Origin of the sequence: Klebsiella quasivariicola (assembly GCF_002269255.1) — a bacterium.
Lineage (GTDB): Bacteria > Pseudomonadota > Gammaproteobacteria > Enterobacterales > Enterobacteriaceae > Klebsiella > Klebsiella quasivariicola.
On sequence record NZ_CP022823.1, the window covers coordinates 4,187,842 to 4,208,407 of the forward strand.

The following is a 20,566-nucleotide window of genomic DNA, read 5'->3' on the forward strand; positions in this document are numbered from 1 at the left end:
TGACCGGAAAATTATTCAGGAGTTTTTGTATGTCTAACACTATCGACCTGACGCTGGATGGCCTCTCCTGTGGCCACTGCGTCAAACGCGTGAAAGAGAGTCTCGAACAGCGTCCTGACGTTGAACAAGCAGAGGTGACCCTCACTGAAGCCCATGTGACGGGCAGCGCCAGCGCGCAAGCGCTGATTGAAACCGTGAAACAAGCCGGATACGGCGCGGAGCTCAGCCACCCAAAGGCTAAACCGCTGGCAGAACCATCAATCCCGTCGGAAGCACTGACAGCGGCTACTCCTGAGCTTCCGGCAGCCCATGACGAGGATGACAGCCAACAACTGCTGATCAACGGCATGAGCTGCGCCAGCTGCGTCTCCCGGGTACAAAACGCGCTTGCCGCGGTGCCGGGCGTCTCACAGGCGCGGGTCAACCTGGCGGAACGCACAGCGCTGGTGATGGGCAGTGCGTCCGCCGCTGAATTAGTCCAGGCGGTGGAAAAAGCCGGCTATGGCGCGGAGGCGATCGAAGACGATCTGGAACGCCGCGAACGTCAGCAGGAAACCGCCATCGCGACGATGAAGCGTTTTCGCTGGCAGGCGATTGCCGCCCTGCTGGTCGGCGTGCCGGTGATGGTCTGGGGGATGATCGGCGATAACATGATGGTCAGCGATGACAACCGTTCGCTGTGGCTGGTTATCGGCCTTGTCACCCTCGCCGTGATGGTCTTTGCCGGCGGCCACTTCTACCGCAGCGCGTGGAAAAGCCTGAAAAACGGTACCGCCACCATGGATACACTGGTGGCGCTCGGCACCGGCGTCGCCTGGCTGTACTCGATGAGCGTCAACCTGTGGCCACAGTGGTTCCCGATGGAGGCCCGGCATCTCTATTACGAAGCCAGCGCGATGATTATCGGTCTGATTAACCTCGGCCATATGCTGGAAGCCCGCGCCCGTCAGCGCTCCTCGAAAGCGCTGGAAAAACTGCTCGACCTGACGCCGCCGTCGGCCCGCGTGGTGACCCCTGAGGGAGAAAAGGATCTGCCGCTCGCTGACGTTCAGGCCGGCATGACGCTGCGCCTGACCACTGGCGACCGCGTTCCGGTCGACGGGGTTATAAGCCAGGGCGAAGCCTGGTTTGATGAAGCGATGCTCACCGGCGAACCGGTGCCACAGCAAAAAGGCGATGGCGATGCCATTCACGCCGGCACCGTGGTGCAGGACGGCAGCGTGCTGTTCACCGCCAGCGCCGTCGGCAGCCAGACCACGCTGGCACGTATTATCCGCATGGTGCGCCAGGCGCAGAGCAGCAAGCCGGAGATCGGCCAGCTGGCGGATAAAATCTCCGCGGTGTTTGTTCCGGCGGTGGTCGCCATTGCGCTGATCAGCGCCGCGATCTGGTACTTCTTCGGCCCGGCGCCGCAGATCGTCTATACCCTGGTGATCGCCACCACGGTACTGATTATCGCCTGTCCATGTGCCTTGGGACTGGCGACGCCGATGTCGATTATCTCCGGCGTTGGCCGGGCGGCGGAGTACGGTGTGCTGGTGCGCGATGCCGATGCGCTGCAGCGCGCCAGCGAACTCGACACCCTGGTATTCGATAAAACCGGCACCCTGACCGAAGGCAAGCCGCAGGTGGTGACTGTAAAAACTTTCTCTGGCATTGATGAAGCGACTGCTGTCCGTCTTGCCGCCGCGCTGGAACAGGGCTCAAGCCATCCGCTGGCGCGAGCGATCCTTGATAAAGCTGCCGACGGCCCACTGCCGGAAGTCAGCGGCTTCCGCACCCTGCGCGGCCTTGGCGTCAGCGGCGAAGCGGAAGGTCATCGCCTGCTGCTCGGCAACCAGGCGCTGCTCAACGAGCAGCATATCAATACCGCCGAAGTGGAAAGCGAGATGACAGCCCAGGCCTCACGCGGCGCCACGCCGGTGCTGCTGGCCATTGATGGCCAGGCTGCCGCGCTGTTCGCCATTCGCGACCCGCTGCGCGAAGACAGCGTCGACGCGCTGGCGCGCCTGCATCGGCAGGGCTACCGGCTGGTGATGCTTACCGGGGATAACCCCACCACCGCGAATGCCATCGCCAAAGAAGCGGGCATTGATGAAGTGATCGCCGGCGTGCTGCCGGACGGTAAAGCCGACGCCATTAAACGGTTGCAGAGCCAGGGGCACAAAGTGGCGATGGTCGGCGACGGCATTAACGACGCTCCGGCGCTGGCCCAGGCCGATGTCGGGATCGCCATGGGCGGCGGCAGCGATGTCGCTATTGAAACCGCGGCGATCACCCTGATGCGCCATAGCCTCAACGGCGTGGCCGATGCGCTGGCGATTTCGAAAGCAACGTTACGCAATATGAAGCAGAACCTGCTGGGCGCGTTTGTCTACAACTCGCTGGGTATCCCGATTGCCGCCGGGATCCTCTGGCCGCTGACCGGTACCCTGCTCAACCCGGTGGTCGCCGGCGCGGCGATGGCGCTGTCATCGATCACCGTGGTAAGTAACGCCAACCGCCTGCTGCGCTTTAAACCGAAAGAGTAAACGCCGTCAGATGAAACGGGCACCGACGTTGTTCGGCGCCCGTTTTTTTTGCTGAGACAAGAAAAGCCCGCCGGAAGGGTGACGTGTATCACCATATGCGCTAGCATGAAGTCCTCACACTTCGGAGCGCGTATGGGCCTGTTAAACCGGATAAAAATGCTGTGGCGAGCCGCCGTCGGCTCGTCTTATTCCTGGCCTGCAATGGATATCGTCCTGCCCGGCGAACGTTATTTGCACCTCGTCGGCAGCATCCATATGGGTACCCGCGACATGGCGCCGCCGCCAGCGAAGCTTCTGAAAAAAATACGCCAGGCCGATGCGTTAATCGTCGAGGCCGATATCAGCGGCAATGAAACCCCCTTTAGCAATCTCCCCACTTACCCACCGCTGGCGGAACGCCTGAGCGATGCGCAGCTGAGCGAGCTCGAGGCGCGCGCCGGCGAGCTGGGCCTGTCGGTCGGGCTGTTCGACAGCCAGCCGCTGTGGCAGGTGGCGATGGTTCTGCAGGCTACCCAGGCGCAGAAGCTGGGACTGCGACCCGATTACGGCATTGATTATCAGTTGCTGATGGCCGCCCGCGAGAGCAACATAACGGTGATGGAACTGGAAGGCGCCGACAGCCAAATCGCGCTGCTGCGCGATCTGCCCGACGGGGGGATGGCTCTGCTGGAAGACACACTGAGCCACTGGCGGACCAATGCCCGCCTGCTACAGGTGATGATCGGCTGGTGGCTGGAACAACCGCCATCGCGCGGTGCGGTATCTCTGCCGACGACGTTCAGCCAGTCTTTATATGATGTGCTGATGCACCAGCGCAATCTCGCCTGGCGCGAGACGCTGCTGGCCTTGCCGCCGGGGCGCTACGTGGTTGCCGTCGGCGCGCTGCATCTGTATGGCGAAGGGAATCTGCCGGATATGCTGACATAAAAAAATGGCCAATATTGCTATTGGCCCGTCAAAGAGGAATTTCATCATTATTATTATCCCGGGATTTGCATCCCGGATCGTCTGATTGTCGCTCAAAGTGACCATCACTGCCAACACTATTGCGCAAGATGGTACTATTTTTTAGACAACCTGCGGGCGTATTCTAACGTCACGCAAAACCGGTTGGTAAGAAGGATAGCTATGACTCCCGCCGTTAAATTACTCGAAAAAAACAAAATTTCCTTTCAGATCCACAGTTACGATCACGATCCCAATGAGACCAACTTCGGTGATGAAGTGGTGCGCAAGCTCGGCCTCAATGCCGACCAGGTTTACAAGACTCTGCTGATCGCCGTTAACGGCGATATGAAGCATCTGGCGGTCGCCGTCACCCCGGTCGCCGGGCAGCTGGATTTAAAGAAAGTGGCGAAAGCGCTGGGCGCCAAGAAAGTCGACATGGCCGACCCGATGGTGGCGCAGCGTATCACCGGCTATCTGGTGGGCGGCATCAGTCCGCTGGGGCAGAAGAAACGCCTGCCGACGGTGATTGACGCCCCGGCGCAGGAATTTGCCACTATCTATATTTCCGGCGGCAAACGCGGGCTGGATATTGAGCTGGCGGCCAGCGATCTGGCGCAGCTTCTGGACGCGAAGTTCGCCGATATCGCCCGCCGCGATTAAGCACACCATCCCGGATAGCGGCGCACGCGCCTTATCCGGGCACCCAACTCGTAGCCCCGGTAAGCGCAGCGCCACCGGGGAAATAGCCAACCTGAAGCCCGGGCTTACTGCCAGCTCACCTCGCCTTTCGGCTCGTAGGCTGCCGCATCCAGCGGCGAGTTCTTCTCGATATACTCTTTCAGCACTTCGGCATCGATAAAGCCGGTATTCACATACCCGGGTTTATCGGCAATGTTCGGGTAGCCATCGCCGCCGGTGGCGTTAAAGCTCAATGTCGCCATTCGGTAGGTCTTCGCCGGATCCACCGGTTCGCCTTTGATTTTCAGATCGTTCAGCTTGCCGTCTTTGGCCACAAAGCTGACGTTGGCAAACTGCGGATAGGCGCCGGAATCCGGCTTCATCTGCGCGACGGCGGTCAGATAATCCACCACCTCCTTGCCGCTCATATCGACATAGGTCAGCACATTGCCGAACGGCTGGACTTTCATCACATCCTTATAGGTGATATCCCCCGCTTCGATGGAGTCGCGGATCCCGCCGCCGCTCATCACCGCGAAATCCGCGTTGCTGCGCGCCATTTGCGCCGCCAGCAGCAGGTGGCCCATATTGGTCTGCACGAAGCGCACTTTACTGCGATCGCCCTCCAGATGACCGTTCACGCTGCCGATCTTGACCTGCAGTTGCGCCTTGCCTTTGTTCTGGAACGGCGTCAGCAGCGACATCATCTGCGGGTTCTCGGCGATCTGCGGCGTATACAGCATCCGCTCACTTTGGCCGTTATCGTAAGTCACTTTTTTCTTCAGGTTCACCGGGATCAGCTGATAGTGCACCAGCTTCATTTCACCGTTGCGGAACTCAAAATCGGCGCGGCCGACGTATTTGCCCCACTCATGCGCCTGGACGATCCAGATGCCGTTCTGACGATCCGGGGCGCACGGCGTCCCTGGCACATAGTCGACCTGCTTTTTATTTTCCGACGCCATGCACACCGGATCCTGCGAGTGACCGCCGACGATCATCGCCAGCGATCCCGCAGGTAAACTGCGCGCCATTTCCACGTCGCCCGGCGCGTTGGAGCCGTGGTTGCCATTGTCGTAATGGCCCATATGGGTGGTGGCCAGGATCACGTCCGGCTTTTCATTCTGCTGCAGCTCCTGGATAACCAGCTTCGCCTCTTCCGCCGGTTTGCGGAATTCGATATCGGTGAAATATTCCGGATTGCCAATCTTGGCCGTATCGTCGGTGGTTAAGCCAATCACCGCGATTTTCAGCCCGCCGCGCTTAAACAGCGCCCAGGGTTTGAACAGCCGTTCGCCGGTGCTTTTCTGATAAATATTGGCCGACAGGAACGGGAACTTGGCCCATTTTTCCTGCTGGCGCAGCACGCTTAGCGGATTATCAAATTCATGGTTACCCACCGCCATCGCGTCGTAGCCGATCAGGTTCATGCCGCGAAAATCAGGCTCTGCATCCTGTAAATCAGACTCCGGCACGCCGGTATTAATATCGCCGCCGGATAACAACAGGACGCTCCCCCCTTCCGCCGCTACCTCTTTGCGGATGCCATCGACCAGCGTTTTCTGCGCCGCCAGACCATATTCGCCGTAGTCATTGCGCCAGAAATGGCCATGGTGATCGTTGGTGTGCAGGATGGTAATTTTATAGGTTTTATCCTGCTCATAGGCCTGCGCGGACAGGCTGCCCAGCGATAAGGCGGCAAATAACGCCAGCGCTACGCGATGTTTAAAATACTGCATGCTTCACTCCCTGACTTAATCCCAAGTGCCGAAAGTATAGCGAGTTAGCCGCGTTGACAAATATGTTTTCAGAATTGCGACTTCCTTCAACCCCTAAGGACAGGTATGTTAGTTGGATAATAATTCCACCTGCATCCTCTATACGCCTTCGCGTTGTATGGCATTGCGTCTGCCCGTTGGTCATATTTCCCATGTAGTAGACGGGAAAATCAGGGCCGTCGCCATGGCGTACAAATGACGAAAGCTATATAAAAAAGTGACGTGAACCTATGGCAATCAATCAGACCGCTCAACCCCTGTCCGGCCCCGCTGCGCCGCCGCAAAAAGCACGCACCTCGTTTGGCATCTTAGGCGCGATCAGCCTGTCCCATTTGCTTAACGATATGATCCAGTCGCTCATTCTGGCTATCTACCCGCTGTTGCAGGCTGAGTTTTCCCTCACCTTCGTACAGATCGGGATGATCACCCTCACTTTCCAGCTTACCTCATCGCTGTTCCAGCCGGTGATTGGCTACATCACCGATAAACGCTCGATGCCGTGGTCGCTGCCGGTGGGTATGTGTTTCACCCTCTGCGGTTTAATTCTCCTGGCGCTGGCCGGGAGTTTCGGCATGGTGCTGCTGGCCGCGGCGCTGGTGGGTACCGGCTCCTCGGTTTTCCATCCGGAATCGTCCCGCGTGGCTCGGATGGCCTCCGGCGGCCGTCACGGCCTGGCCCAGTCGCTGTTCCAGGTCGGCGGCAACTTCGGCAGCTCGCTTGGCCCATTGCTGGCGGCGGTGATTATCGCTCCCTATGGCAAGGGCAACGTTGCCTGGTTCGTGCTGGCCGCGCTGTTGGCTATCGTGGTGCTGTCGCAAATCAGCCGCTGGTATGCCGCGCAGCATCGGATGAATAAGGGCAAACCGAAGCAGGTCATCGTTAATCCGCTGCCGCGTAATAAGGTTATCCTGGCCGTCAGCATCCTGTTAATGCTGATTTTCTCGAAATACTTCTATATGGCGAGCATCAGCAGCTATTACACCTTTTATCTGATGCATAAGTTCGGATTATCGGTGCAAAATGCCCAGCTTCATCTGTTTGCCTTCCTGTTCGCGGTTGCCGCCGGGACGGTAATCGGCGGGCCGGTTGGCGATAAGATCGGGCGAAAATATGTTATTTGGGGCTCTATCCTCGGCGTGGCGCCGTTTACCCTCGTTTTACCCTATGCCAGCCTTGAATGGACGGGGATTTTGACGGTGATTATTGGTTTTATCCTCGCCTCGGCCTTTTCCGCTATCCTGGTCTATGCGCAGGAGCTGCTGCCGGGCCGAATTGGCATGGTTTCTGGCCTGTTCTTCGGCTTCGCCTTTGGCATGGGTGGCCTCGGCGCCGCGGTACTTGGCCTGCTGGCGGACCATACCAGCATCGATCTGGTTTATAAAATCTGCGCCTTCCTGCCACTGCTGGGATTCCTGACGATATTTCTTCCTGATAACCGGCAAAAAGCCTGATTATCCGGCGGCCAAAGTGTAACGCTGGCCGCCGTTATCCCTTGTATCATCAGCCTGATTCAGGCATTCCCCTCGCGATTTTCCCTTCTGTGCCTTTTTATCGGCTAATTGCATTTTTTTGCACAATTCAAGAATTATTCATAAACAAAGTGAACGTTTTTGTCATAAACTATTACCCGGATAGGGTAGCAAAATGGACCGATACACCACTGGAAAGGAGACGGAATGCACCACGCAACACCGCTTATCACCACCATTGTCGGCGGCCTCGTGCTCGCCTTTATTCTCGGCATGATTGCCAATAAGCTACGTATTTCTCCTCTGGTGGGATATCTCTTAGCGGGCGTGCTGGCCGGACCTTTCACCCCTGGCTTTGTTGCTGACACCAAACTGGCACCGGAACTGGCAGAACTCGGCGTTATTCTGCTGATGTTCGGCGTTGGGCTGCATTTTTCCCTGAAAGACCTGATGGCGGTAAAGTCGATCGCCATTCCCGGCGCCATCGCCCAGATAGCCGTGGCGACGCTGCTGGGTATGGCACTCTCCGCCGCCCTCGGCTGGTCGCTGATGACCGGCATCGTCTTTGGCCTGTGTCTCTCCACCGCCAGTACCGTGGTGCTACTGCGCGCGCTGGAGGAACGGCAGCTGATTGACAGTCAGCGCGGGCAGATTGCCATCGGCTGGTTAATTGTAGAGGACCTGGTGATGGTCCTGACGCTGGTCCTGCTGCCGGCGATTGCCGGCATGGCGGAGAAAGGCAACGTCGGCTTCGCCTCTCTGGCTCTCGACCTCGGGATCACCATTGGCAAAGTGGTGGCCTTTATCGCCATCATGATGCTGGTTGGCCGTCGGCTGGTGCCATGGATCATGTCGCGCAGTGCCGCCACTGGCTCTCGCGAGCTGTTCACCCTGTCGGTGCTGGCCCTGGCGCTGGGCATCGCCTTCGGCGCCGTGGAGCTGTTTGATGTCTCCTTCGCCCTTGGCGCCTTCTTCGCCGGTATGGTGCTTAACGAATCCGAGCTGAGCCACCGCGCCGCCCATGACACCCTGCCGCTGCGCGACGCCTTCGCGGTGCTGTTCTTTGTCTCCGTCGGCATGCTGTTTGACCCGATGGTGCTCGTGCAACAGCCGCTGGCGGTGCTGGCGACGCTGGCGATTATTATCTTTGGTAAATCTGCGGCCGCCTTTTTCCTCGTGCGGATGTTTGGCCACTCGCCGCGTACCGCGCTGACCATTGCCGCCAGCCTGGCGCAGATTGGTGAGTTTGCCTTTATTCTCGCTGGCCTGGGAATGGCGCTGAACCTGCTGCCGCAGGCCGGGCAAAACCTGGTGCTGGCCGGGGCAATCATCTCGATTATGCTCAACCCGGTGCTGTTCACCCTGCTGGAAAAATATCTCGATAAAACCGAAACCCTCGACGAGCAGACGCTGGAAGAGGTCCTGGAGGATGAGAAGCAGGTGCCAGTCGATATCTGCAACCACGCGCTGCTGGTCGGCTTCGGCCGCGTCGGCAGCCTGCTGGGCGAGAAGCTGATGGCCCAGGGGATCCCGCTGGTGGTGGTTGAAACCTCGCGTACCCGCGTGGATGAGCTACGCGAGCGTGGGATCAGCGCGGTGCTGGGTAATGCCGCCAATGAAGAGATCATGGAGCTGGCGCATCTCGACTGCGCCCGCTGGCTGCTGCTGACTATCCCCAACGGCTACGAGGCCGGAGAGATTGTCGCTTCCGCACGGGAAAAATGCCCGAATATCGAGATTATCGCGCGCGCCCATTACGATGACGAAGTGGACTACATCATCGACCGCGGGGCTAATCAGGTGGTGATGGGCGAACGGGAGATTGCTCGCGCCATGCTGCAGCTTCTGGAAACACCACCCGCCGGGGAAGTGGTCACCGGCTGATGTGCGTCCCTCTCCCCGTCGGGAGAGGGGCTCGCTTAACGCTCCCAGTATGCCTCTTCCAGGCTGTCCTCACGTTCCGGCAGGCCGCGAGTTAAACGCGGCGAATGCTGGTTCAGCACCTGATAGCTCACCCGGTTGGCATATTTACACACCTGCGCCAGCGAGGAGTAGGTCAGCCATTTGCATTTGTGTTTGCTGGAGTTGGGCACGTTATTGCGATGGTAGTTATTGGCGGTGATATCATGCAGCAGCGCCGCCAGCGCGCCGTCGCCTGCGCCGTTGGTGTTCATGATTTTTTCAGGCCCGCCCATATACGGGGCGATATGCGAATAGATACGCAGCGGATTAACGCAGTCCTGATGGCGCATCGCGCGACTGAATTCAAACTGGTTAAACTCCGGGATCGCCCCCGGCAGCAGCGGATGCTGGGTTTTACGCTTCGCCTCTTCTTCGGTAAAGCCCGCCATATACAGACCCGCCGGGCCGGCGGTGCACAGCACCAGGTCGACCCAGTCCAGCGCTTTATCCGCCGCCGACAGCGGATCGGCAAGGCCAGTCAGGGCTTCCCCTTCTTCTTCATTCATCGCCAGAATAGAGACATGCTCCTGGAGGAACTGCTGCCACCACGCCGGGTTATCGGCAATCACGTATTTGGTTCCGAGGGTTAGCACCACCGGCACATCATGCTTTTTGGCATACTCGATGGCTTTCATCGTCGCGTCCGGCATCGGCTCGCCCGGCTTGCACCGTACCAGGTAGGAGGTCAGCACCAGCGCCGAGGCGCCGGCGATCACCGCTTCCGGAATGCTTTCCGGGCGCAGCTTATTCATATGACCCGGGCTGATGGCGAAGGTACGCTCGCCGCTGTCGCTGATCAGGGTAAAACAGCGGCCAATGGCGCCGTCGACGCCCTGCAGGTAATTCAGATCGGTACGGCTGGAGGTATTGCACAGGTAGCGATAGGCATAGCCGCCGATTTCGATATTGCTGCACATCACGCCAAGCAGCACCGAGCGATCGTCCGCCAGTACCGAGTAGTTGTGCATGGTATTGCCGATCGTGCCGCCGGCAAACTGATGGGTGATGAGATTGTTGCGCACCAGCTCCTGGTACAGCGCCTCCGCGACGTCATCTTCAATCACCAGCGAGTGGCCCGCGCTCAGGCCATAGCGCACGATAAACGCGTCATCCACCTTCGCTTCGATATCCACCAGCGTCTGGTCGATACCGACTACCCAGGAGACGCTGGATTCATTTTCCGGCTGTATTTGCTGGAGTAGCGGGTCGCGGGCGTTAACGGGAAAATAGTGTTTGGATTTGCGTTTACCGGGAAATTTCATAGTGGCGCTTAAATAACAGGGAACAAGCGGGAAATAGTAGCATATTCCCCGCCCTGCGCGCGATCAGCGATAAGGCGCCGTCAGATTGACCATCATTTCAATATGCGCCTCGTCAGCATTAAGCGCCGGAATATATTCATATTGCTTGCCACCCGCTTCGAGGAAAATTTCCCGGTTCTGGACGGCGATCTCTTCCAGCGTTTCGAGACAATCGGCGGCAAAGCCCGGGCACAGCACCTGGATATGCTTCGTCCCCTTTTCACCGAGCATTTTTAGCGTTTCATCGGTGTAGGGCGTCAGCCAGGGTTCGCGGCCAAAGCGCGACTGGAAGGTCATCATCACCCGCTCCGGCGGCAGCCCCAGCGCCGAGACCAGCTCCCGCGTGGTATCGCGACAGCGCTGAGGATAGTCATCCCCCTGGTTGGCATAGCGCTGCGGGATCCCATGATAGGAGAGCAGCAGCAGATCGGGTTCACCATGCACCGCGAAGGAGGCGCGCACGCTGGCCGCCAGCGCATGGATATAGTCCGGGCGATCGGCATAGTCGCGAATAAACGAGATACCCGGAATGGCGCGTTTTTTCGCAAGGATCCGCGCCAGCTCATCCCAGACGGCGGCCACCGTCGAGCAGGAATATTGCGGATACAACGGCAGCACTACGATGTGCTCCACCCCCTGCGCCAGTAAATCATCCACCGCGCTGGCCAGCGACGGCGAACCATAGCTCATGCCCAGCGCCACCGGGGTATCCGGCAGCCTGGCGGCCAGCGCCTGCTGCTGGCGGCGGCTGTATACCATCAGCGGTGAGCCCTCCTCCATCCAGACAGACTGATAGAGCTTCGCCACGCGCGGGGAGCGAATCGGCAGTATGACGCCGCGCAGCAGCGGCCACCATAGCAGACGAGACGTATCCACCACCCGTTTGTCGCTGAGGAATTGTCGCAGATAGCGCTTCACCGCACCGGGGGTGGGCGCATCGGGAGTGCCTAAATTGGCCAGCAAGATACCTGTTTTCGTCTGATGCATTACCGCCTCTTAACCATTTGAATCGCAGCCAATTGTAGCTGAAATGGCGCTAAACGGAACCAATCATAGCAAAAGGTAGAAATGAGAGGAGTTCTCATCCTGCCGCAGCAGGATGAGAAAAGGCTGAATTAGCCGAGGATTTTTTCCAGTTCGGCGCGCACGTCAGCTACCGCTTTGGTGCCGTCGACTTTGGCGTATTTGGTGTTACCCGCCTGCGCTTCTTTGGTGTAGTAGCCGATCAGCGGCGCTGTCATCTGATGGTATTCCACCAGGCGTTTACGCACGGTCTCTTCCTGATCGTCTTTACGGGTGGTCAGCTCTTCGCCGGTCACGTCGTCTTTGCCTTCCACCTTCGGCGGATTAAATTTGATGTGGTATACGCGACCGGATGCCGCATGAACGCGACGGCCAACGATGCGGTCGACGATCAGTTCGTCCGGCACGTCGAATTCCAGCACGTAATCAACGGTAATACCCGCTTCTTTCATGGCGTCAGCCTGCGGAATGGTGCGCGGGAAGCCGTCCAGCAGGAAGCCGTTACGGCAATCTTCCTGGGCGATACGCTCTTTCACCAGCGCGATGACCAGCTCATCGGTCACCAGCTTGCCGGCGTCCATAATGTCTTTCGCTTGCTTACCGAGCTCAGAGCCGGATTTTACCGCCGCGCGCAGCATATCGCCGGTGGAGATTTGCGGAATACCGTATTTCTCCATGATGAACTGAGCCTGAGTTCCTTTACCCGCGCCCGGAGCGCCAAGCAGAATAATACGCATTACGAAAATCCCCTCAAAAGTCGATTCAATTTTTCAAAAACGCTAAACCATACCACCAGAACGGCGATGGCTCAAGGAAGGCGGTGCGGCTGAAACGGTTAATGGTGAGATATTTTACCGACAGGGAGGATTATGCCCCTCACCCCGGCCCTCTCCCCCAGGGAGAGGGAGAAAACCAGCCGCTGCCGGGACATCCCTCTCCCCCAGGGAGAGGGAGAAAACCAGCCCGCTGCCGGGACATCCCCTCTCCCTTCAGGGAGAGGGTTAGGGTGAGGGTCTCCGTTTACAGATGAAACTTACGACGCCAGCAGCTGGTTCATACGACGGATAAACTGGTTCGGATCTTCAAGCGTGCCGCGCTCGGCCAGCAGCGCCTGATCCAGCAGCAGTTCTACCCATTCGCCGAACTGCGCGTCATCCTGGGTATCGGCAGCGCGTTTCACCAGCTGATGCGCCGGGTTCAGTTCGAAGATGTATTTCACTTCCGGGGCCGCCTGGCCCGCTGCAGCGAACAGCTTCGCCATCTGCGTGCTCATCTCATCGGCATCGGTGGTAACAATCGCCGGGGTGTCGGTCAGACGATGGGTCAGACGCACCTCTTTCACCCGGTCGCCAAGCAGGTTTTTCACCCGCTCAACGAACGGCTCCAGCGCTTTTTCGGCTTCTTTGGTGGACTCGTCCACTTCATCCGCCAGCTTATCCAGCGACTCGTCGGCTTTAGCGACAGACTGGAACGCTTTGCCGTCGAACTCGGTCAGGTAGCTCATCATCCATTCGTCGATGCGATCGGAGAGCAGCAGCACTTCGATCCCTTTCTTACGCAGCAGCTCCAGATGCGGGCTGCTCTTCGCCGCCGCATAGCTGTCGGCCGTGATGTAGTAGATCTTCTCCTGGCCTTCTTTCATGCGCGAGACGTACTCTTCCAGCGACACGGTCTGCGCGGAGGAGTCAGTATGGGTAGTGGCGAAGCGCAGCAGTTTGGCGATCGCCTCCTGGTTGCTCGGATCTTCCGCCGGGCCCTCTTTCAGCACCAGGCCGAACTGTTTCCAGAAGGTCTGATATTTTTCAGCGTCGTCTTTCGCCAGCTTATCCAGCATCTGCAGCGCGCGTTTGGTCAGCGCGGTGCGCAGGTTGCGGGTCACGCTGCTGTCCTGCAGGATTTCACGCGAGACGTTCAGCGGCAGATCGTTGGAATCGATCAGACCGCGCACGAAGCGCAGGTAGTTCGGCATAAACTGCTCGGCGTCGTCCATGATGAACACACGCTGCACGTACAGCTTCAGGCCGTGTTTATGATCGCGGTTCCACATATCCCAAGGCGCCTGCGACGGGATATACAGCAGGCTGGTGTACTCCTGCTTACCTTCCACGCGGTTGTGGCTCCAGGTCAGCGGGTCGCTGTAGTCATGGGCAATGTGCTTGTAGAACTCTTTGTATTCGTCGTCGTTAACTTCAGATTTGCTGCGGGTCCACAGGGCCTGCGCCTTGTTGATTTTTTCCCAGCTGATAACGGTTTCGCCGTCTTTCTCTTCCCGTTTTTCAATCTCAACCGGCAGCGCGATATGGTCGGAATACTTGCTGATGATCGAGCGCACGCGCCAGTCGTTGAGGAAATCGTCTTCGCCTTCGCGCAGATGCAGGGTGATTTCGGTGCCGCGATCGGCTTTGGTGATATCAGCTACAGTATATTCGCCTTCGCCGGCGGATTCCCAGAACACGCCGTTTTCCGGCTTGTCGCCCGCCGCACGGGTACGCACGGTCACTTTGTCGGCAACAATGAAGGCCGAGTAGAAGCCGACGCCAAACTGGCCGATCAGCTGGCTGTCTTTCGCCTGGTCGGAACCCATCGATTCCAGAAACGCTTTGGTACCGGATTTAGCGATGGTGCCGAGATGGTCGATAACCTCTTCCCGGTTCATGCCGATACCGTTATCGGCAATGGTCAGGGTGCGGTTGTCTTTATCAAACGAAACCCGTACGCGCAGCTCGCCATCGCCCTCATACAAATCCGGCTGCGACAGCGCGCGGAAACGCAGCTTATCGGCCGCATCAGAGGCGTTGGAAATCAGCTCACGCAGAAAGATTTCTTTGTTGGAATAGAGGGAATGGATCATCAAGTGCAGAAGTTGCTTTACCTCTGACTGAAAACCACGAGTTTCTTGTCCTTTCATCTGATTCAACCTCAACAATGCCATTTTAAATGGGGTAAAAAACCGTTGAGTGGGAGATGGGGACTGCGGGGAAATTTTTCAAGCGGAGGCGGCGCTGGCCGCCTCCATTTGTTCAGAAAGTAATCTTGTGGCGACCAGCCAGCGAGTGCGACAGCGTGGTGCCGTCGACCATCTCCAGCTCGCCGCCCACCGGCACGCCGTGGGCGATTCGGCTGGCGTCAACGCCATACTGCGCGCACAGCTCCGCGATGTAGTTGGCCGTCGCCTCACCCTCAACGGTCGGGTTAGTGGCGAGGATCACCTCGGTGATCGACTCCGCCTCAAGCCGTTGCTCAAGGCGATCGAGCCCGATGTCATCAGGCCCGATGCCGTCGAGCGGCGACAGGTGCCCCATCAGCACGAAATAGCGGCCGGAATACTGCCCGGTCTGCTCAATGGCGTGGATGTCCGCCGGACTCTCCACCACGCAGATCTGGCCGTTTTCCTGGCGACGCGGGTTGCTGCAAATATTGCACACCTCCTGCTCGGTGAAGGTGCGGCAATCGGCGCAGTGGCCGATCTCCGACATCGCGCGCGTCAGCGCCTGCGCCAGGCGCATCCCGCCGCTGCGATCGCGCTGTAGCAGGGTAAACGCCATACGCTGCGCCGACTTCGGGCCAACGCCCGGCAGACAGCGCAGCGCTTCCATAAGCTGAGTTAACAGCGGACTGGTTTGCATCAGAACGGCATCTTGAAGCCTGGCGGCAGCTGCATACCGGCAGAAACAGAGGCCATCTTCTCTTTCTGGGTCTCTTCGATACGGCGCGCGGCGTCGTTAAACGCGGCAGCCACCAGATCTTCCAGCATCTCTTTATCATCTTCCAGCAGGCTTGGGTCGATTTCCACGCGGCGGCAGTTGTGTGCGCCGTTAATGGTCACTTTTACCAGACCCGCGCCGGACTCGCCGGTCACTTCCAGCTGAGCGATCTCTTCCTGCATTTTCTGCATTTTGTCTTGCATCTGCTGGGCCTGTTTCATCAGGTTACCCAGGCCGCCTTTTCCACCAAACATAGGCTTCTCTCTCAGTCAGTCATCATTAAGGGTACTGACTGCAAGTCCAACTTGCAGTCAAATGGGGCGGATACTCTCTTCATCCAGGTCCGCATCGAAGAAACGACGCAGAGTCTGAATGTTATTATCCGCAATAATCGCTTCGCGCGCCTGCGCGAGCTTCTCTTCATAAATAGCCTGCCGCCACTCCAGCGGCGTGCGCATCGCGGGATTATCGTCTTCCACGATGGTCAATTCAACCGGCGTACCGTACAACACCCCCAGCGCTTCAGCCAGCTTTTGCTGGGCGCCGGCAGAATTGAGGTGGCGCTGGCTGGGGCGCAGATGCAGGCAGACACGGCTGCCCTCCTGCTCTTTCCACGCGTTGAGCGCCACCTGCTCGACCAGCTTTGGCACCGCCAGCCGGCTCACTTCCGCCGCCCAGCTGTCGCGCTCGACCGCTTCTTCGGCGAGCTTGGCCGCCAGCTCCGGCGTTTTTTCATGCTCCAGCGCTTTTTTCAGCGCTTTTGGCGTGGCGACTTCGACTTTGGACTCTTCCACCACCGTCGTCGCCTTCCAGCGATAGGCTTCTTTCTTCGCCGGGACCTGCTCAAGCGCCGCAGCGGCCGGACGAGCCTGCACGCGCTCGGTAATCGAACTCAGTCGTTCCAGCGCAGCGTTATTCACCGGCCGCGCGCGGGAAGCGGCTGCCGGTTCACTCTTTTTTGGGGTGGTTGCTCCCTGACTGCGCTGCAGGTGGCTGCGGGCCGCCAGCACCTGGCTGGTGGTCGGCGGCAAACTCTGCGCCGACGGTGGCGGTGCTGCGGGGGCAACTGGCTGGCGCGGCACGGGCGCAGCGGCCTGTACCGGCTGCACTTCCGGCTCTGGCAGCGGCTTACGCGGATGAAACGCCAGGGCACGCAGCAGCGTCATTTCGACGCCCATCCTCCGATCCGGCGCATAAGGCAGCTCTTTGCGGCCTATCAACAGCGTCTGGTAGTACAACTGAACGTCGCCCGGCGGTACGGTCCGCGCCAGTTCGCGCATCCGCACTTCGACAGCGGCCATGTCCGCGCCCAGCGCCGAAGGTGACAGCTGAACCATGGCTATGCGGTGCAGCAGGCTCTGCATCTCCACCAGCAGCGCCTCCCATTCGACGCCGCGCGCGGCGGCGTCATTGACACCCGCCATCACCCGCTCGCCGTCGGCGGCGACCAGCGCTTCAATCAGCGACAATGCCTGATCGTCATCGAGCGTACCGAGCATGGCACTCACCGATGCCGCTGTCAGTTGCCCTTCTCCACTGGCAATCGCCTGATCGGTCAGGCTTAAGGCATCGCGCAGGCTACCGTCAGCCGCCCGCGACAACAGCTGTAGCGCGCGGGGCTCAAAGGCAATCTGCTCCTGGCCAAGAATATGCTCCAGCTGATGGCGGATCTGTTCAACGTCCAGCGCCTTCAGGTGGAACTGCAGGCAGCGGGATAAGATCGTCACCGGCAGCTTCTGCGGATCCGTCGTCGCCAGCAGGAATTTGACGTGCGCTGGCGGCTCCTCCAGCGTTTTTAATAACGCATTGAAGCTGTGGCGCGACAGCATATGGACTTCGTCGATGAGATAGACCTTAAAGCGGCCCCGGGCCGGCGCGTACTGGACGTTATCCAGCAGATCGCGGGTATCTTCGACTTTGGTTCGCGAGGCGGCGTCAATCTCAATCAGATCGACAAAACGCCCTTGTTCAATTTCCCGGCAGTTATCGCACACGCCGCAAGGGGTGGCGGTGATGCCGGATTCACAGTTTAACCCTTTCGCCAGCAGGCGGGCGATGGAGGTCTTACCGACCCCGCGGGTACCGGAAAAAAGATAAGCGTGGTGAATGCGCCCTAACGACAAGCCGTTCGCCAGTGCGGTCAGCACATGTTCCTGGCCGACGACGTCAGCAAAGGTTTGTGGGCGCCATTTACGGGCTAAGACCTGATAACTCATGGGCTGGCTCTGAAACGCTGGAAGGTGAAATCACGAAGGGGTCATGCTATCACAGCCCCGCCCGATCGGCGAGGCTATGTGGAGGGATTTGCTTAGTGGCCCGGGAACGGCACCAGGCTGTAGCAGTGGATCCCCAGCTTTTCCAGGCGCTGTTCGCCGCCCAGATCGAAGAGGTTGATAATGAAAGCGGCATCGTGTACTTCGCCGCCAAGACGGCGGATCAGTTTGACCGTCGCGTCGATGGTGCCGCCGGTCGCCAGCAGATCGTCCACCACCAGCACTTTGTCGCCCGGTTTAATGGCGTCAACGTGGATCTCCAGCTGATCGGTGCCGTACTCCAGTTCATAGCTCTCGGCAATGGTTTCACGCGGCAACTTACGCGGCTTGCGTACCGGAACAAAGCCTACGCCCAGCGCCAGCGCAACCGGTGCGCCGAACAGGAAGCCACGCGCTTCGGTCCCCACCACTTTGGTGATGCCGGCGTTTTTATAACGCTCGGTCAGCAGTTCAATGCTAAGCGCGTAGGCTTTTGGGTCTTCCAGTAAGCTGGTGACATCGCGGAAAAGGATGCCCGGTTTCGGATAATCCTGGACGCTTTGGATGCTGTTCTTCAGATATTCAAGCTGCTGTGCAGTTGCGGTCATAAGTGTATGCCTGATTGAAACGGTGTTACCCACGGGCGTGCAAAATGGGCCAAAGAAACATTTGCTTAACCTTTGACCAGGCTTACCCGCGCTCGAAAACGCCAGAATTTACTGGCTGTTGGCAACAATTGCAACAGGCATTATTGCGCATCAGTGCTTTTGTTGCTTTGCGTCAACCACCGGAATGCGCCACATAAAGATCAGCAGACAGGCCAGAATGACCAACAGCATGATGCGCACCCACGTAAGCTTAACCAGCCATAGCGAAATAGCAAAAGTCACCACGATCATCGCAATAGCGCGCGGTTTGGCGCCGCGAGGCATGGCACGATACTGTTGCCAGTGGCGAAGATAGCCGCCAAACCAGGAGCGATACAGCAGCCACTGGTGAAAGCGCGGCGATGAGCGGGCAAAGCACCAGGCGGCAAGCAGGATAAACGGCGTCGTCGGCAGCAGGGGTAAGAAGATCCCCAGCGTACCCAGCGCTACCGCCATCCAGCCGATAATGGTTAAAATAACAGGTGGCATAATGCGAATCGTTATCAAACAGATGAGGCTACTGTAGCACAGTTGGCTGGAAGGGAATGGAGAGGTGTGGTGAAAACAGCTCAACTTTTACAAACGCTGAACGATCAGCTCAGCGAGCTGGCCGCGCTGGTGGCGCCGCTGTCGGAGCACGCGACCCTGAGCCCGCGCTTTGACCGTCAGCTCTTTCATACCCGCAGCACGCTGATGCAGGACTATCTGGCGGAAGCCCGGCAAAATTTTTCCCAACTGAGACAGGCCGTTGAGCGCCAGCAGCTGCCGCAGGTGGTCTGGATTGCCGAGCGTCTGGCGGCGCAAATCGCCGCGTTGAGACGGGAAACCGCGACCTGGTCCTTGCGTAGTTGGGATGATGCTTCGCCAACGCTGAGCCGCTGGCAACGCCGCCGTCTGCAGCATCAGGAGTATGAGCGCCGCCTGCTGGCGATGCGCGACCAACGTCAGAAGCTGTTGACGCAGACAACCAGCCTTGAGGAGCAGCTGCTGCTGGCCAGAGAAGTCGACGTCTACAACGGCCGGCTGGCGCGCTGCCGACAGGCGCTGGACAAGATTGAAAACGTACTGGCGCGGCTGACGCGCTGACAGGAGAGGCTATGTCACTGGAAAATGCATCCGATGAGGTCAAACTGGCCGTCGATTTAATCATGTTGCTGGAATCGCATCAGATCCCGGCGCCAACCGTGCTGGCCGCGCTGGAAATTGTCCGGCGGGATTATGCAAATAAGTTAAAGAACGTGGAAAGCGGGTCGCAATCTCCTGAGAAGTAGGATGTTGCCTCCGGCGGAGTGCTGGCAGAGTGGTCCTCTGAGCATGACGCTAATGGAGGCAGTATTTATGGAAAAAGTCAGTCAAACCCCACACGACGCGGTTTTTCGCCAGATGTTAATGCATCAGGCGATCGCGAAAGATTTTTTGCAGCTGTATCTGCCCGCGCCGTTTCTGGCGATCTGCGAACTGGATTCGCTGCAGCTGGTTTCCGGTAGCTTTGTTGAAGAGGACCTGCGCGCCAGCTATTCCGATATCCTTTACTCACTGCGCACACATCACGGAGCGGGCTATGTTTACGCTCTGATTGAGCACCAGAGCACGCCGGACAAGTTGATGGCGTTTCGCCTGCTGCGCTATGCGCTGGCCGCCATGCAGCGTCATCTTGACGCCGGCCACGACACGCTGCCGCTGGTAGTGCCGATTTTGTTTTATCACGGCAAAGTTAGCCCCTGGCCATGGGCCCGAAACTGGCAACAGCTATTCGCCGATCCGACGCTGGCGAAGGCGCTCTATAGCGATGATTTTCCGCTGGTGGACCTCACCGTAATGCCAGATAATCAGATCGTCCGTCATCGGCGGATGGCCATGCTGGAGCTACTGCAAAAGCATATCCGCCATCGCGATTTGGCCGAGCTGCAGGTGCCGTTGATTGCGCTGATGACCCAAGGCTATCTGACAGAAGCGCAGCTGAATACGCTGCTGCGCTATATGTTGCAGGCGGGAACCACGGAACATCCGGGGGCGCTGATCCGCACGCTGGCGGCGCAGTCGCCCAGGCATAAGGAGCTAATGATGACCATTGCCGAATGGCTGGAAGAGAAAGGCCGTAAACAGGGGCAGCAGGAGGGTGAGCAGGAAGCCACTCGCAGCATCGCCGCCAGAATGCTGGCGCGCGGCCTCGAACGTCAAACCGTGCAGGAACTCACCGGACTCAGCGACGAGGAACTCGCCGCGCTGGCGCCCTGAGGCAGCGGGGGCGGCTTTGCACCGCCCCACTTTCG

18 protein-coding genes and 1 other annotated feature are annotated in these 20,566 nt (G+C 58.7%); of the genes, 8 read left to right on the forward strand and 10 right to left on the reverse strand.

Annotation, left to right across the window (positions count from 1 at the left end):
* Positions 1-29 precede the first annotated feature (29 nt).
* From copA to ybaK, 3 genes are all read left to right on the forward strand, one after another.
* Entirely contained in the window at positions 30-2,531 is a 2,502-nt protein-coding gene (copA, locus tag B8P98_RS21235; RefSeq protein WP_080924896.1) for a copper-exporting P-type ATPase CopA, read from the forward strand.
* Between the two features lie 132 nt (positions 2,532-2,663).
* Positions 2,664-3,458: a TraB/GumN family protein gene (locus tag B8P98_RS21240; protein WP_080896992.1), complete on the forward strand. Its 795-nt coding sequence runs from the start codon at positions 2,664-2,666 to the stop codon at positions 3,456-3,458.
* 201 nt (positions 3,459-3,659) lie between these two features.
* Complete coding sequence (ybaK, locus tag B8P98_RS21245; protein WP_080924889.1) at positions 3,660-4,139, forward strand: Cys-tRNA(Pro)/Cys-tRNA(Cys) deacylase YbaK; 480 nt, start codon at positions 3,660-3,662, stop codon at positions 4,137-4,139.
* 104 nt (positions 4,140-4,243) lie between these two features.
* Here ybaK and ushA read toward each other — a convergent pair whose 3' ends face one another.
* The gene (ushA, locus tag B8P98_RS21250; RefSeq protein WP_095033398.1) at positions 4,244-5,896 is read right to left on the reverse strand and encodes a bifunctional UDP-sugar hydrolase/5'-nucleotidase UshA; all 1,653 of its coding nucleotides are present in this window, start codon (positions 5,894-5,896) and stop codon (positions 4,244-4,246) included.
* Positions 5,897-6,165: 269 nt separating this feature from the next.
* On the opposite strand from ushA, the gene B8P98_RS21255 reads away from it, so the two are divergent.
* A complete protein-coding gene (locus tag B8P98_RS21255) occupies positions 6,166-7,386 on the forward strand; it encodes an MFS transporter (protein ID WP_095033399.1) in 1,221 nt (406 codons plus the stop codon).
* 225 nt (positions 7,387-7,611) lie between these two features.
* Entirely contained in the window at positions 7,612-9,288 is a 1,677-nt protein-coding gene (gene ybaL, locus B8P98_RS21260) for a YbaL family putative K(+) efflux transporter (protein WP_025710704.1), read from the forward strand.
* A gap of 35 nt (positions 9,289-9,323) precedes the next feature.
* Here ybaL and B8P98_RS21265 read toward each other — a convergent pair whose 3' ends face one another.
* The 9 genes from B8P98_RS21265 to B8P98_RS21310 all read right to left on the reverse strand — a co-directional run bounded on the left by B8P98_RS21265 (position 9,324) and on the right by B8P98_RS21310 (position 18,782).
* Positions 9,324-10,628, reverse strand: coding sequence for an inosine/guanosine kinase (locus B8P98_RS21265; RefSeq protein ID WP_025710703.1), 1,305 nt, complete (start codon positions 10,626-10,628; stop codon positions 9,324-9,326).
* Positions 10,629-10,691: 63 nt separating this feature from the next.
* Positions 10,692-11,654 carry a ferrochelatase gene (hemH, locus tag B8P98_RS21270; protein ID WP_080896993.1) on the reverse strand — a complete coding sequence of 321 codons (963 nt, stop codon included), beginning with the start codon at positions 11,652-11,654 and terminating at the stop codon, positions 10,692-10,694.
* A 128-nt stretch (positions 11,655-11,782) separates the two neighbouring features.
* The gene (adk, locus tag B8P98_RS21275) at positions 11,783-12,427 is read right to left on the reverse strand and encodes an adenylate kinase (protein ID WP_002892184.1); all 645 of its coding nucleotides are present in this window, start codon (positions 12,425-12,427) and stop codon (positions 11,783-11,785) included.
* Positions 12,428-12,723: 296 nt separating this feature from the next.
* Positions 12,724-14,598 carry a molecular chaperone HtpG gene (gene htpG, locus B8P98_RS21285; protein ID WP_004177228.1) on the reverse strand — a complete coding sequence of 625 codons (1,875 nt, stop codon included), beginning with the start codon at positions 14,596-14,598 and terminating at the stop codon, positions 12,724-12,726.
* A 112-nt stretch (positions 14,599-14,710) separates the two neighbouring features.
* Positions 14,711-15,316 (reverse strand): recombination mediator RecR, encoded by a 606-nt coding sequence (recR, locus tag B8P98_RS21290; RefSeq protein ID WP_008805449.1) that lies wholly within the window; start codon positions 15,314-15,316, stop codon positions 14,711-14,713.
* Positions 15,316-15,648, reverse strand: a complete 333-nt coding sequence (locus B8P98_RS21295; protein ID WP_008805448.1) for a YbaB/EbfC family nucleoid-associated protein — start codon at positions 15,646-15,648, stop codon at positions 15,316-15,318. The genes recR and B8P98_RS21295 overlap by 1 nt, the downstream gene beginning before the upstream one ends.
* Before the next feature lie 57 nt (positions 15,649-15,705).
* Complete coding sequence (dnaX, locus tag B8P98_RS21300) at positions 15,706-17,610, reverse strand: DNA polymerase III subunit gamma/tau (protein WP_025710701.1); 1,905 nt, start codon at positions 17,608-17,610, stop codon at positions 15,706-15,708.
* Positions 16,309-16,373 (reverse strand) — a sequence feature (DnaX frameshifting element). (Overlaps the previous gene by 65 nt.)
* Positions 17,611-17,702: 92 nt before the next feature.
* Positions 17,703-18,254, reverse strand: a complete 552-nt coding sequence (apt, locus tag B8P98_RS21305) for an adenine phosphoribosyltransferase (protein ID WP_025710700.1) — start codon at positions 18,252-18,254, stop codon at positions 17,703-17,705.
* Positions 18,255-18,404: 150 nt separating this feature from the next.
* On the reverse strand, positions 18,405-18,782 hold the full coding sequence (locus tag B8P98_RS21310) for a DUF454 family protein (RefSeq protein WP_025710699.1): 378 nt from the start codon (positions 18,780-18,782) through the stop codon (positions 18,405-18,407).
* A gap of 69 nt (positions 18,783-18,851) precedes the next feature.
* On the opposite strand from B8P98_RS21310, the gene priC reads away from it, so the two are divergent.
* From priC to B8P98_RS21325, 3 genes are all read left to right on the forward strand, one after another.
* Complete coding sequence (gene priC / locus B8P98_RS21315; RefSeq protein WP_080896994.1) at positions 18,852-19,379, forward strand: primosomal replication protein N''; 528 nt, start codon at positions 18,852-18,854, stop codon at positions 19,377-19,379.
* 11 nt (positions 19,380-19,390) lie between these two features.
* The gene (gene rsmS / locus B8P98_RS21320) at positions 19,391-19,564 is read left to right on the forward strand and encodes a pleiotropic regulatory protein RsmS (protein WP_080896995.1); all 174 of its coding nucleotides are present in this window, start codon (positions 19,391-19,393) and stop codon (positions 19,562-19,564) included.
* A 67-nt stretch (positions 19,565-19,631) separates the two neighbouring features.
* Entirely contained in the window at positions 19,632-20,531 is a 900-nt protein-coding gene (locus B8P98_RS21325; RefSeq protein WP_095033400.1) for an Rpn family recombination-promoting nuclease/putative transposase, read from the forward strand.
* The last annotated feature ends 35 nt before the right edge of the window (positions 20,532-20,566 follow it).

Excerpts from the sequence above, each read along its gene's own strand:
- copA (WP_080924896.1), top strand. The coding sequence starts at position 30 with ATGTCTAACACTATCGACCTGACGCTGGATGGCCTCTCCTGTGGCCAC.
- B8P98_RS21255 (WP_095033399.1), top strand. The coding sequence starts at position 6,166 with ATGGCAATCAATCAGACCGCTCAACCCCTGTCCGGCCCCGCTGCGCCG.
- B8P98_RS21265 (WP_025710703.1), bottom strand. The coding sequence starts at position 10,628 with ATGAAATTTCCCGGTAAACGCAAATCCAAACACTATTTTCCCGTTAAC.
- ybaL (WP_025710704.1), top strand. The coding sequence starts at position 7,612 with ATGCACCACGCAACACCGCTTATCACCACCATTGTCGGCGGCCTCGTG.
- dnaX (WP_025710701.1), bottom strand. The coding sequence starts at position 17,610 with ATGAGTTATCAGGTCTTAGCCCGTAAATGGCGCCCACAAACCTTTGCT.
- apt (WP_025710700.1), bottom strand. The coding sequence starts at position 18,254 with ATGACCGCAACTGCACAGCAGCTTGAATATCTGAAGAACAGCATCCAA.
- hemH (WP_080896993.1), bottom strand. The coding sequence starts at position 11,654 with ATGCATCAGACGAAAACAGGTATCTTGCTGGCCAATTTAGGCACTCCC.
- recR (WP_008805449.1), bottom strand. The coding sequence starts at position 15,316 with ATGCAAACCAGTCCGCTGTTAACTCAGCTTATGGAAGCGCTGCGCTGT.
- B8P98_RS21310 (WP_025710699.1), bottom strand. The coding sequence starts at position 18,782 with ATGCCACCTGTTATTTTAACCATTATCGGCTGGATGGCGGTAGCGCTG.
- rsmS (WP_080896995.1), top strand. The coding sequence starts at position 19,391 with ATGTCACTGGAAAATGCATCCGATGAGGTCAAACTGGCCGTCGATTTA.
- ybaK (WP_080924889.1), top strand. The coding sequence starts at position 3,660 with ATGACTCCCGCCGTTAAATTACTCGAAAAAAACAAAATTTCCTTTCAG.
- B8P98_RS21240 (WP_080896992.1), top strand. The coding sequence starts at position 2,664 with ATGGGCCTGTTAAACCGGATAAAAATGCTGTGGCGAGCCGCCGTCGGC.
- htpG (WP_004177228.1), bottom strand. The coding sequence starts at position 14,598 with ATGAAAGGACAAGAAACTCGTGGTTTTCAGTCAGAGGTAAAGCAACTT.
- B8P98_RS21295 (WP_008805448.1), bottom strand. The coding sequence starts at position 15,648 with ATGTTTGGTGGAAAAGGCGGCCTGGGTAACCTGATGAAACAGGCCCAG.
- adk (WP_002892184.1), bottom strand. The coding sequence starts at position 12,427 with ATGCGTATTATTCTGCTTGGCGCTCCGGGCGCGGGTAAAGGAACTCAG.
- ushA (WP_095033398.1), bottom strand. The coding sequence starts at position 5,896 with ATGCAGTATTTTAAACATCGCGTAGCGCTGGCGTTATTTGCCGCCTTA.
- B8P98_RS21325 (WP_095033400.1), top strand. The coding sequence starts at position 19,632 with ATGGAAAAAGTCAGTCAAACCCCACACGACGCGGTTTTTCGCCAGATG.